Genomic DNA, 12,056 nt, shown 5'->3' on the forward strand with positions numbered 1-12,056 from the left:
ATGCAGAAAATTCTCGTCAGCCGCTGCCTATTGGGTCACCGCGTCCGTTACGACGGCGGGGCCAGCGGGCCGTTCGATCAGCTCCAGCAGTGGCTGGATGAAGGTCGGGTCGTGCCATTGTGCCCAGAGGTCGCCGGTGGCTTGCCAACGCCACGGCCGGCAGCGGAAATTCCAGGCGGGCAGGGCGCGCAAGTTCTCGACGGCCAGGCGTTGGTGATCACTACCGAGGGCGAGGACGTCAGTGCGCAGTTTCTGTCGGGGGCGTATCAGGCGCTGGAGCTGGTACAAAAGCATGGCATCCGCATCGCAGTCCTCAAGGCCAACAGCCCGTCCTGCGGCAATCTGCTGACCTATGACGGGACGTTCAGCGGCGTGAAGGTCAGTGGCGAGGGCGTGACAGCGGCGCTACTCAAGCGCCACGGGGTGCAGGTGTTCAGTGAGCTGGAGCTGGCTGAAGCGGCTCAGGCATTGGCAATGCTGAACTGACAACCGACACAAAACCCTGTGGGAGCGAGCTTGCTCGCGATGGGGTCATAACAGTCAGCATTGATGTTGAATGTCAGGCCGCCATCGCGAGCAAGCTCGCTCCCACAGGTTCTGCATTTACTTCAGTTCTGCAGCTTGGGCACCACACCGGCGTCCGCCCCCAACCACTTCTGCTCCAGCGCTTGCAGTCGCCCGTCATCCTTGATCCGCTGCAATGCGTTTTCCAGGCTGGCATGGAACGCCGGATTACCCTTCTGAAACGGAATCGCCAGGTTTACGGCCGGGTTGGTTTTGGGCTTCTCTTCTGTCAGCGACTGCACCAGCAGAATGGAGCGCGGCTCTTCTTTCTGCGCGATCAATTGCGCATGGGTTTGAATGTAGGGCTCGCTGAAGTCGAAACGATCCTGGAGATCCGGGGTCGCTGCTATGTGGTTGATGGCGATGTCATATTTGCCGCTTTCGACGCCGGTCAGCAGATCGCTGCCGTCGGTGACGACAAAGTCGGCCCGGACATCGAGCTCACTTGCCAGCAGTTGGCCCAGCTCGACTTCGAAACCGGTGAGCTTGTCGTCATCCTTGAAGTTGAATGGGGGAGTGTTGGCTTCAACGGCAATGCGCAATTCGCCCCGGTCGTTGACGTCATCTATCAGTTCGGCGTGAGCCAAAGGGCTCAAAAGGGGTAGCAGGCAGATCAGGCCAGGCAGAAAGCGCATGGTCACTCCTTTGAATTTTTATCGCGGACCCTCTGATTCAGGCTCGCTTTGCTATGGTTGTCGAGTGCCTTCGACAACGAATGGCCATGAAGTTGTCATGGCCACGCGAATTTTATGGAAAAACTGGAGAAGAGAATGAAAACCTTTATGTCACGTGCTGCTTTGGCTGGCCTGTTGATGGGTGTTTCGGTGCTGGCCAGTGCTGCCACGCCGGCTCCGAAAGGCGCCGAAGTGTCCATTGTTTCTCCCACGGACGGTGCGACGATTCCACAGACAGTTGTCGTCAAGTTCGCGGTCGAGAACATTGCCCTGGCACCGGCGGGCGATACCACCAAGAACACCGGTCATCACCATGTGCTGATCGACGTCGATGAGCTGCCAGCCGCCGGTGCGCCGATCCCCAAGGATGCCAACCACCTGCATTTCGGCGGTGCGCAGACCCAGGCTGAAATAACGCTCACGCCGGGCAAACACACCTTGCAGCTTGAACTGGGCGATAGCAACCATATGCCGTTCGAGCCGCCGATCGTTTCCAAGAAAATCACCGTCAATGTGAAATAAAAAAAGGGAGCCCCCTTCGCAGGGGCTCCCTTTTTATTACATGCAAGCTCGCCGCTGTTCTTTAGAACAGCACGCGGCTACGGATGGTGCCGTTGACGTGTTGCAGCTTCTCTTGCGCCAGGTCCGAGTATTCGGCGTCGACGTCGATTACCACATAGCCGACCTTCTCGTTGGTCTGCAGGAACTGACCGGAGATGTTGATGCCGTTTTCGGCGAAGACCTTGTTGATCTCGCTCATCACACCCGGGATGTTCTCGTGGATGTGCAGCAGGCGGTGCTTGCCAGGGTGAGCCGGCAGGGCCACTTCCGGGAAGTTCACGGACGATACCGAAGTACCGTTGTCGCTGTACTTGACCAGTTTTTCCGCCACTTCCAGACCGATGTTGGCCTGAGCTTCAGCAGTGGAGCCACCGATGTGCGGGGTCAGGATCACGTTGTCCAGGCCACGCAGCGGGCTTTCGAACTCTTCGTCGTTGGAGCGTGGCTCCACCGGGAATACGTCGATGGCTGCGCCGATCAGGTGCTTGTCCTTGATGGCAGCAGCCAGGTGGTCCAGTTCGACCACGGTGCCGCGGGCGGCGTTGATCAGGATGCCGCCTTTCTTGATAGCGCGGATTTCTTTCTCGCCCATCATCCACTGGGTAGCGGCGGTTTCCGGTACGTGCAGCGAAACGATGTCGGACATCGCCAGTAGTTCGTGCAGGTTGCCTACTTGAGTCGCGTTACCCAATGGCAGCTTGGTGATGGTGTCGTAGAAGTACACCTGCATGCCCAGGCCTTCCGCCAGGACCGACAGTTGAGTACCGATCGAACCGTAACCGACGATGCCCAGCTTCTTGCCACGGATCTCGAAGGAGTTGGCCGCGCTCTTGATCCAGCCGCCACGGTGGCAGGAAGCGTTCTTCTCAGGGATGCCGCGCAACAGCAGGATTGCTTCGGCCAGCACCAGCTCCGCTACGGAACGGGTGTTGGAGTACGGTGCGTTGAACACCGCGATGCCGCGTTCGCGGGCAGCGTCCAGGTCGACCTGGTTGGTGCCGATGCAGAAACACCCTACGGCCACGAGCTTCTTCGCGTGATCGAAGATCTCTTCGGTCAGTTGAGTGCGGGAGCGAATGCCGATGAAGTGAGCATCAGCGATCTTTTCCTTGAGCTGGGCTTCAGGCAGAGAACCAGTGAGGTACTCGATGCTGGTGTAGCCCGCCGCCTTGAGGACGTCGACAGCCGATTGGTGGACGCCTTCGAGAAGAAGGAACTTGATCTTGCTCTTATCGAGAGAAGTCTTGCTCATCTGCGTAAACCTGTATCCCGGAGAAAAATGGCAGGAAAGGGAGCAGCCCGGAGCTGACCCGCACGGCAGGAAAGCCGTCACCGCAGAACAGCCCTTGGGCACTATCCTGCGGGGTCGGTATGCTAGCATATGCACCCCGCTAAACACTCATTCCTGCGACGTGAAGCGTTCTCAGGATGACCATGAATTGTTCGAGAGTTCTGTCGATGACCAATCCTGCCCTGATTGAAGAGCTGAAGACCCTGGTTGAGCCTGGCAAGGTGCTGACCGATGCCGACTCCCTGAATGCTTACGGAAAGGATTGGACCAAGCATTTCGCCCCCGCTCCGACCGCCATCGTGTTCCCCAAGACCACCGAGCAGGTCCAGGCCATTGTCCTTTGGGCCAATAAACACAAGGTGGCGCTGGTGCCATCCGGCGGTCGTACCGGCTTGTCCGCCGCTGCCGTGGCGGCCAATGGCGAAGTGGTCGTGTCGTTCGACTACATGAACCAGATCCTCGACGTGAACCTCACTGACCGCACGGCCGTTTGTCAGCCGGGCGTGGTCACCGAGCACCTGCAGAACGTGGCTGAAGAAAAGGGCTTGTACTACCCGGTGGACTTCGCTTCGGCAGGTTCGAGCCAGATTGGCGGCAATATCGGCACCAATGCCGGCGGGATCAAGGTGATTCGCTACGGCATGACCCGTAACTGGGTCGCTGGCATGAAAGTCGTCACCGGCAAGGGCGACGTGCTGGAACTGAACCGCGACCTGATCAAGAACGCTACCGGCTACGATATGCGTCAGCTGTTCATCGGCGCCGAAGGCACCCTCGGTTTCGTCGTCGAAGCGACCATGCGCCTGGATCGCGCCCCGAAAAACCTCACCGCGATGGTCCTCGGTACCGCCGATTTCGACTCGATCATGCCGGTGCTGCACGCCTTCCAGAGCAAGCTTGACCTGACCGCCTTCGAATTCTTCTCCGACAAGGCCCTGGCCAAAGTCATGGCCCGTGGCGATGTCCCGGCGCCGTTCGAATCCGACTGCCCGTTCTACGCGCTGCTGGAATTCGAAGCGACCACCGAAGAAGTGGCCAACCACGCCCTCGAAACCTTCGAGCATTGCGTCGAGCAGGGCTGGGTACTGGACGGCGTGATGAGCCAGAGTGAAACCCAGCTGCAAAACCTGTGGAAACTGCGCGAATACATCTCCGAAACCATTTCCCACTGGACGCCGTACAAGAACGACATCTCGGTCACCGTGTCGAAAGTCCCGGCGTTCCTGAAGGAAATCGACGCGATCGTCGGCGAACACTACCCGGACTTCGAAATCGTCTGGTTCGGCCACATCGGCGACGGCAACCTGCACTTGAACATCCTCAAGCCGGATAACCTGAGCAAGGACGAGTTCTTCGCCAAGTGCGCCACCGTCAACAAGTGGGTGTTCGAAACCGTCGAGAAGTACAACGGTTCGATTTCCGCCGAGCATGGCGTGGGCATGACCAAGCGTGACTACCTGACCTACAGCCGCTCCCCGGTCGAGATCGAGTACATGAAAGCGGTCAAGGCAGTGTTCGACCCGAACGGCATCATGAACCCGGGCAAGATCTTCGCGGTTTGATCTGCAATCCTTAAGCATCCATGAAGGCAGGAGTCGGTAATGAGCTATCAGCACCAGTATGTCGACGGTACGCGTATTCATTTCCCGCTGGGGAAAGTGGTGTGCATCGGCCGTAACTACGCCGAACACGCCAAGGAACTGGATAACCCGGTGCCGACCGAGCCACTGCTGTTCATCAAGCCGGGCAGTTGTGTGGTGCCGCTGGAAGGTGGTTTCAGCATTCCGACCGAGCGTGGTTCGGTGCATTACGAAGCGGAAATCGCGGTCTTGATCGGCAAGCCGTTGTCGACCAAACCGAGCCGTGAAGAAGTGCTCGACGCCATCTCCGGTTTCGCCCCGGCCCTGGACCTGACCCTGCGCGACAAGCAGGCCGAGCTGAAATCCAAGGGCCTGCCCTGGGAAATCGCCAAGTCCTTCGACGGCGCGGCAGTGATTGCCCCGTTCGTGTCCGGCAGCACGTTTGCCGACCTGACCGACATCGGCATCCGCCTGACCATCAACGGCGAAGTACGCCAGGACGGTAACAGCAGCGCCATGCTCAACCCGATCGTGCCGATGATCCAGCACATGGCCGGCTGCTTCTCGTTGCAGGCCGGTGATGTGATTCTGACTGGCACACCAGTGGGCGTCGGTCCGCTGAATGTCGGTGATGAGATCGTTCTGGAGTTGCCGGGCGCCAGCAGTTTCACCAGCAGCGTTCGCTAGTCCAGACACCGCCAAACCCTGTGGGAGCGAGCTTGCTCGCGATGAGGCCGCGTCAGTCAGCAGATATGTTGAATGACGGACCGCTATCGCGAGCAAGCTCGCTCCCACATTGGTTTTGTCGTGGCCTGTAAAAGGCTCACCCTGTCATTTCCCGTTTTTTTCACATCCAGTCTGGATAATTTCAGGGCTATTGGCCTCTGAGCCGGCCCCAAACTGTGCTATTACCGCTAGCCTGAATTTCTGGAACGCATTCCCCAATGGCCACTCCTCCGCTTTCCACGCTTGAACCTGCCCGCCGCTCACGCTTCGCCCTGCGTTGGCACACCTGGCTGCTGCTGGTGGCCGTTGTCGCCTATGGCGTCGCCTTTGCCATGCATTGGGATGCGCGGGGCCTGCTCTGGGTGAAAGAGCAATTCAAGAGCCCGGCCGAGCGTCAGGCCAGTATCTGGCTTCCGGACTACCGCGCGGTGATCGATGCGAAGCCGTTGCCGGGCATGGAAAAGGACGAAGCGTCGGATCTGTCCTACGACCCCCAGACCAAGACCCTGTTTTCGGTCATGGGCAAGAACCCGTTTCTGGTCGAATTGAACTTGCAGGGCGATGTGCTGCGCAAAATGCCGTTGGTCGGCTGGAGCAACCCTGAAGGCGTCACCGTGCTGGGTGACGGCCGAATGGCGATTGTCGATGAGCGCGACCACCTGATCGCCATCGTCAAGGTCGATGCCGACACCCGCGAACTGAACATCACCGATTTCCCGACATACGACCTCGGGCCTTCCAAAGACCAGAACAAGGCCTTTGAAGGTGTCACCTGGGATCAGCGCAATCAGCAGCTGCTGCTGGGCGAAGAGCGCCCGCCGGCATTGTTTGCCTGGAAAGGTGACGGCAAGGTCCTTACCGGCGACAAGCTGAAGTTAGCCAGTCATGCGCTGGACATGCGCAACCTGTCGGCACTGGCCATCGACCCGCGAACCGGCCATATGCTGGTGCTGTCCGCCGACTCGCACCTGCTGCTGGAGCTGGACAAGAAGGGTGAGCAGGTCAGTTTCATTACGCTGCTGCGTGGCTTCAACGGCCTGAAAAATACCATTCCCCGTGCCGAAGGCGTGACCATGGATGAAGCGGGCACGCTGTACATGGTGAGTGAGCCGAACCTGTTTTATCGCTTCGAAAAACAGAAGTAACCAGCGCCTGCGCTGATTGCCTGTACGTAAAAGGCCGGCGGCCATTAAGCTTCAGTTCAGACAGGCGTGATATTTCATCCGCCTGTATTGAACCTGAGCCCCCCGAATGCGTCGATTTGCCCGCCTCAAATTCCTGATTCTGATCCTGTCGGTGGTCTCGCTGATTGCGTTGATTGCACTCGGCCAATACCAGCGCCTGTTCGAGCGTGCCTGGTTCAATCTGCACGCGCTGTGGCAGCCGGTGAGTTCCCGGTCCATGGGGCTGGACCATTATCAGGTCGTGACCGAGGCGCGGGTGATCGATGGCCAGGTTGACAACGTTTCAGCATTGACCTACGACCCTGTGCGCGACAGCCTGTTCACCGTTACCAATAAGCGAAGCGAGTTGATCGAGTTGTCCCTCGACGGCAGGATCTTGCGTCGTGTGGCACTGGTCGGTTTCGGCGATCCCGAGGCGGTGGAGTTCATCAGCGCGGACACCTACGTGGTCACTGACGAAAGCCAGCAACGGCTGATCAAAATTCATCTGGAGCAGGACACGACCTTCGTCGACGCGGCAGACGCCGAACAGATGACTGTTGGTGTACACATGGGCAGCAACAAGGGCTTCGAGGGCTTGGCTTACGATTCAGCGGGCAAGCGCCTGTTCGTGGCCAAGGAGCGCGACCCGATGCTGATCTATGAGGTGTACGGTTTTCCGCGATTCAATCCTGAAGAATCCTACTCGGTGCACGTGATCAACGACCCCAAGCGTGATGCCGGGATGTTTGTGCGGGACCTGTCGGGTTTGCAATACGACGAGCGCAGCGGGCATTTGCTGGCACTATCGGATGAGTCGCGATTGATTCTGGAACTGGATGTGGATGGGCGTCCGCTGAGTACAATGTCATTGAGCAAGGGGCAGCACGGCTTGCAGAAAAACGTACCGCAAGCGGAAGGGGTTGCCATGGATGACGACGGTACGCTTTACCTCGTCAGTGAGCCAAACCTGTTTTACGTTTTCAAGAAACCGGGACAACCCTGAAGCTTGCCCTGCTTGTGTAGGAGCTGGCTTGCCAGCGATGAGGCCATGACATTCAGCATGTTTGTTGGCTGTTACACCGCTATCGCTGGCAAGCCAGCTCCTACAAAGGCTGTGTGTGGCTTACTGCGCGCGCAGAGTCTTCACACCTTCGCTGGTACCCAGCAGCAGCAGATCCGCCGGGCGCGCCGCGAACAAACCATTGGTGACCACGCCGACGATCGCATTGATCTGCGTCTCCAGCTCCACCGGATTGGTGATCTGCATGTTGAACACGTCGAGGATGATGTTGCCGTTGTCGGTCAGTACGCCTTCGCGGTAAACCGGGTCGCCGCCGAGCTTCACCAGCTCGCGGGCCACGTGGCTGCGGGCCATCGGGATCACTTCCACCGGCAACGGGAAGGTACCGAGGATCGGCACCAGTTTGCTGGCATCGGCGATGCAGATGAAAGTCTTGGCCACGGCCGCGACAATCTTCTCGCGGGTCAGGGCAGCGCCGCCGCCCTTGATCAGGTTCAGGTGTTCGTCGCTCTCATCGGCGCCGTCGACATAGAACTCCAGGTCGCTGACGGTGTTCAGTTCGTACACCGGAATGCCGTGGCCCTTGAGGCGCGCGGCGGTGGCTTCGGAACTGGCGACCGCGCCGTCGAACGCACCTTTGTGCTGGGCCAGGGCGTCGATGAAGCAGTTGGCGGTGGAGCCGGTGCCGACCCCGACGATGCTGTTGTCGTCGAGTTTCGGAAGGATGAAGTCGACGGCGGCCTGAGCCACTGCCTGTTTGAGTTGATCCTGGTTCATGCGGGCTCCGGGGTGCCGAGGAGGGAACGAAAGGCCGGCATTATAGGCTTCGGGGCGGGGAAGGTCATTGCCCGATTGGCAGATCGACCGTTCCTTGTAGGAGCGAGCTTGCTCCGGGCGGCGATCCGACGATGGTCGTGAACGATAACGCGTGAAAATAGATGTGCAGCGGTGCCATTGCGTTTTTCGTCGGAACGCCGCCCGGAGCAAGCTCGCTCCTACAACTGGTGGTCGTGCGGCCAAAATGCGGGTTAGACTCCTTGATCCTGCCCAACCCGCTCAGTGATGCTTTCCGATGCTTGAACAGTACGTCAAAAAGATCCTCACCTCGCGCGTTTATGACGTTGCCGTAGAAACCCCGCTGCAGACTGCCCGCCAGCTCTCTGAGCGGCTGGGCAACAGCATTTGGCTCAAGCGCGAAGACTTGCAGCCGGTGTTCTCGTTCAAGATTCGCGGCGCCTACAACAAGTTGACCCAGTTGAGCGACGAAGAACGCGCTCGCGGCGTGGTCACCGCGTCGGCGGGCAACCATGCCCAGGGCCTGGCCCTGGCGGCGAAGGTGCTGGGTGTGAAGGCGACCATCGTCATGCCCAAAACTACTCCGGAGATCAAGGTCGAAGGCGTGCGCTCACGTGGCGGCAAAGTGGTGCTGCACGGCGATTCGTTCCCGGAAGCCCTGGCTTACTCGCTGAAACTGGTCGACGAAAAAGGCTACGTCTACATTCACCCGTACGACGATCCCCACACCATTGCCGGGCAGGGCACCGTGGCAATGGAGATTCTGCGCCAGCACCCGCAGCCACTGGATGCGATTTTCGTCCCGGTGGGCGGCGGCGGGCTGATCGCCGGCATCGCGGCGTACGTGAAGTACCTGCGCCCGGACATCAAGATCATCGGCGTCGAACCGGATGACTCCAATTGCCTGCAAGCCGCCATGGCGGCGGGCGAGCGTGTGGTGCTGCCGACCGTGGGCCTCTTTGCCGACGGCGTTGCGGTGGCCCAGATCGGTCAGCACACCTTCGATATCTGCAAAGACCATGTCGATGAAGTGATCACCGTCAGCACCGACGAAATCTGCGCAGCCATCAAGGATATCTACGACGATACCCGCTCGATCACCGAACCTGCCGGCGCTCTGGGCGTGGCCGGGATCAAGAAGTATGTCGAGCAGCGCGGCGTCAGCGGCCAGACCTTCGTGGCCATCGACTCCGGGGCCAACGTCAACTTCGATCGCCTGCGCCACGTCGCCGAGCGTGCGGAACTGGGCGAGGGCCGCGAAGCGATCATCGCCGTGACCATTCCCGAGAAGCCGGGCAGCTTCAAGGCGTTCTGCGAGGCCATCGGCAAGCGCCAGATCACCGAATTCAACTACCGCTACAACACCGGCAGCGAAGCGCACATCTTTGTCGGTGTGCAGACCCACCCGGAAAGCGACCCGCGCAGCGCGTTGATTGCCAGCCTGAGCGAGCAGGGTTTCCCGGTGCTGGACCTGACCGACAACGAACTGGCCAAGCTGCACATCCGCCATATGGTGGGTGGGCGTGCGGCGCATGTGGTCGATGAAGTGATCCTGCGCTTCGAATTCCCGGAGCGTCCGGGCGCGCTGTTCAACTTCCTCAACAAGCTTGGCGGGCGCTGGAACATCTCGATGTTCCACTACCGCAACCATGGCGCGGCCGATGGCCGTGTCGTCGCGGGCCTGCAAGTGCCCCATGACGAGCGCCACCTGGTACCGGCGGCGCTGGAAGAAATCGGTTACCCGTACTGGGACGAAAGCGACAATCCGGCCTATCAGCTGTTTCTTGGCTGAGGGGCTACGCTGATGGGCGGGTCATAAGGAAATCGAACAATGGAAACGTTAACTGCCCTGAAAGCGGCGCACATGGTGGCAACTGTTGTATTGCTGGCTTGTGCGCTGGGTCTGGGAGCCTGGGTTTTGCTTGCGCGGCGCAAGGGTGATGCGACGGCGGGAAGCCGCACCCTGCAACGGCCACGTGTATTTGTCTGGCTGTTGATGGGGTTGGCGCTGCTGAGCATGCCGTTTACCGGCTGGTGGATGGTGCATCTGGTGGGCTGGCCATTGGGGCAGACCTGGTTGCTGGCGTCCAGTGTGCTGTACGCCGTGGCGGCGCTGGCTTGGTTCTGGTTGCTGGTACGCCTCAATAAACTGCGCAAGACGCCGGGGGGTGTAGGTAAATTCACCTTTGCCTTGGCGTTGTTCAGTTTTGTGTGTTTTATCGCGATTGCCGGGTTGATGGGGGCCAAGCCTGTTTAAGGCTTGAAACCGAGTCGCCCCGATCGCGAGCAAGCTCGCTCCCACAGGTTTTTGTGGAGTTCACAAAATTTGTGTTCGACATAGATCCCTGTGGGAGCGAGCTTGCTCGCGATAGCGGTTTCAGCCGCGCAGACTGATTACCGGCCAACCCCGCTTCTCGGCCTCGGCCCGCAAGTTCGGATCAGGATCAACCGCCACCGGATGGGTCACCTGCTCCAGCAACGGAAAATCATTCATCGAGTCGCTATAGAAGTAGCTGTCTTCCAGCGTATACCCGGTTTCCTCCAGCCAGCGATTCAAGCGCGTCACCTTGCCTTCGCGGAAGCACGGCACATCAATGCTGCGCCCGGTGTAGCGGCCGTCGACCATCTCGCACTCGGTGGCGATCAGGGTTTCGACGCCCAGGCGCACGGCAATCGGCCCGGTGACGAAGCGATTGGTGGCAGTGATGATCACCAGTTTGTCGCCGGCTGCGCGGTGTTTGGCCAAAAGGTCGATGGCCTTGGGCAGCACGATCGGTTCGATGCAGTCACGCATGTAATCGCTGTGCCACTGATCCAGCGTGGCCATTTCGGTGCGGCCGAGAACTTCCAGGCAGAAGTTCAGGTAAGCGGCATTATCGAGTTTGCCGGCCAGGTAATCCTGGTAGAACGCATCGTTGCGAGCCTTGTAGGCGACGGCGTCGAGAAAGCCGCGCTCGCACAGGTAATCGCCCCAAGCGTGATCGCTGTCACCGCCCAGAAGGGTGTTGTCCAAATCGAATAAAGCCAGGCGCATTGCAGTTACCCGCTGAAAAGTCAGTAAAAAGGCGACAAGAATACGGTCTTTTCACAAGAGTGCACATAAGGTAGGAACCTTCGTTGCCGCCTTCACAACCTTTGTGGAACAATGCGGCGACATGCGTTTGCGAGGTTGTTGCCGTGATCGACCCCGATGGTTTTCGCCCCAATGTCGGGATCATTCTGACGAATGACGCCGGCCAGGTGCTATGGGCTCGCCGAATCAATCAAGATGCCTGGCAATTTCCGCAGGGGGGAATCAACCCCGAAGAGACACCGGAAGACGCCTTGTACCGCGAGCTGAACGAAGAAGTGGGCCTTGAGCGCGAAGATGTTGAAATTCTTGCCTGCACCCGGGGCTGGTTGCGCTATCGTTTGCCGCAACGTCTGGTGCGTACCCACAGCCAACCGCTGTGCATCGGCCAGAAACAGAAATGGTTTCTCCTGCGCCTGATCTCCAACGAGCAGCGGGTGCGGATGGATTTGACCGGTAAACCGGAATTCGATGGCTGGCGCTGGGTCAGCTATTGGTATCCGTTGGGCCAGGTGGTGACATTCAAGCGCGAGGTGTATCGACGCGCTCTCAAAGAGCTTGCCCCGCGCCTTTTAGCGCGCGACTGACGACGGAGTTCGACCCCGAGC

General features: G+C 59.3%; 13 protein-coding genes. 9 read left to right on the forward strand and 4 right to left on the reverse strand.

Annotated features, from left to right (window positions below; genetic code table 11):
- Window positions 1–486, forward strand: coding sequence for a 2-thiouracil desulfurase family protein (locus tag AC1DXW_RS02360; RefSeq protein WP_477759741.1), 486 nt, complete (start codon window positions 1–3; stop codon window positions 484–486).
- Between the two features lie 122 nt (window positions 487–608).
- Here the strand turns inward: AC1DXW_RS02360 and AC1DXW_RS02365 are convergent, their stop codons facing one another.
- Window positions 609–1,199, reverse strand: a complete 591-nt coding sequence (locus AC1DXW_RS02365; RefSeq protein WP_477755143.1) for a transporter substrate-binding domain-containing protein — start codon at window positions 1,197–1,199, stop codon at window positions 609–611.
- Window positions 1,200–1,334: 135 nt separating this feature from the next.
- Here AC1DXW_RS02365 and AC1DXW_RS02370 point away from each other — a divergent pair, with 135 nt between their 5' ends.
- Window positions 1,335–1,760, forward strand: a complete 426-nt coding sequence (locus AC1DXW_RS02370) for a DUF4399 domain-containing protein (protein WP_477755142.1) — start codon at window positions 1,335–1,337, stop codon at window positions 1,758–1,760.
- A 61-nt stretch (window positions 1,761–1,821) separates the two neighbouring features.
- On the opposite strand, the gene serA is transcribed toward AC1DXW_RS02370, so the two are convergent.
- Window positions 1,822–3,051, reverse strand: coding sequence for a phosphoglycerate dehydrogenase (gene serA / locus AC1DXW_RS02375; RefSeq protein WP_056854035.1), 1,230 nt, complete (start codon window positions 3,049–3,051; stop codon window positions 1,822–1,824).
- A 206-nt stretch (window positions 3,052–3,257) separates the two neighbouring features.
- On the opposite strand from serA, the gene AC1DXW_RS02380 reads away from it, so the two are divergent.
- From AC1DXW_RS02380 to AC1DXW_RS02395, 4 genes are all read left to right on the forward strand, one after another.
- Window positions 3,258–4,652, forward strand: coding sequence for an FAD-binding oxidoreductase (locus tag AC1DXW_RS02380; protein WP_033052123.1), 1,395 nt, complete (start codon window positions 3,258–3,260; stop codon window positions 4,650–4,652).
- 39 nt (window positions 4,653–4,691) lie between these two features.
- A complete protein-coding gene (locus AC1DXW_RS02385; protein ID WP_008026071.1) occupies window positions 4,692–5,357 on the forward strand; it encodes a fumarylacetoacetate hydrolase family protein in 666 nt (221 codons plus the stop codon).
- A gap of 257 nt (window positions 5,358–5,614) precedes the next feature.
- Window positions 5,615–6,541 (forward strand): SdiA-regulated domain-containing protein, encoded by a 927-nt coding sequence (locus AC1DXW_RS02390; RefSeq protein WP_477754007.1) that lies wholly within the window; start codon window positions 5,615–5,617, stop codon window positions 6,539–6,541.
- 106 nt (window positions 6,542–6,647) lie between these two features.
- Window positions 6,648–7,565 carry an SdiA-regulated domain-containing protein gene (locus AC1DXW_RS02395; protein ID WP_477754008.1) on the forward strand — a complete coding sequence of 306 codons (918 nt, stop codon included), beginning with the start codon at window positions 6,648–6,650 and terminating at the stop codon, window positions 7,563–7,565.
- Window positions 7,566–7,685: 120 nt separating this feature from the next.
- On the opposite strand, the gene rpiA is transcribed toward AC1DXW_RS02395, so the two are convergent.
- The gene (rpiA, locus tag AC1DXW_RS02400; protein ID WP_477754009.1) at window positions 7,686–8,360 is read right to left on the reverse strand and encodes a ribose-5-phosphate isomerase RpiA; all 675 of its coding nucleotides are present in this window, start codon (window positions 8,358–8,360) and stop codon (window positions 7,686–7,688) included.
- Window positions 8,361–8,655: 295 nt separating this feature from the next.
- On the opposite strand from rpiA, the gene ilvA reads away from it, so the two are divergent.
- Window positions 8,656–10,170, forward strand: coding sequence for a threonine ammonia-lyase, biosynthetic (gene ilvA, locus AC1DXW_RS02405; RefSeq protein ID WP_007982951.1), 1,515 nt, complete (start codon window positions 8,656–8,658; stop codon window positions 10,168–10,170).
- 39 nt (window positions 10,171–10,209) lie between these two features.
- Entirely contained in the window at window positions 10,210–10,635 is a 426-nt protein-coding gene (locus tag AC1DXW_RS02410) for a DUF2269 domain-containing protein (protein WP_477754010.1), read from the forward strand.
- Window positions 10,636–10,755: 120 nt separating this feature from the next.
- Here AC1DXW_RS02410 and AC1DXW_RS02415 read toward each other — a convergent pair whose 3' ends face one another.
- Window positions 10,756–11,412 (reverse strand): histidinol-phosphatase, encoded by a 657-nt coding sequence (locus tag AC1DXW_RS02415; protein WP_477754011.1) that lies wholly within the window; start codon window positions 11,410–11,412, stop codon window positions 10,756–10,758.
- Between the two features lie 143 nt (window positions 11,413–11,555).
- Here AC1DXW_RS02415 and AC1DXW_RS02420 point away from each other — a divergent pair, with 143 nt between their 5' ends.
- A complete protein-coding gene (locus AC1DXW_RS02420) occupies window positions 11,556–12,035 on the forward strand; it encodes an RNA pyrophosphohydrolase (RefSeq protein WP_003229203.1) in 480 nt (159 codons plus the stop codon).
- Window positions 12,036–12,056 lie beyond the last annotated feature (21 nt).

This window comes from Pseudomonas sp. P4_C4 (assembly GCF_056402055.1).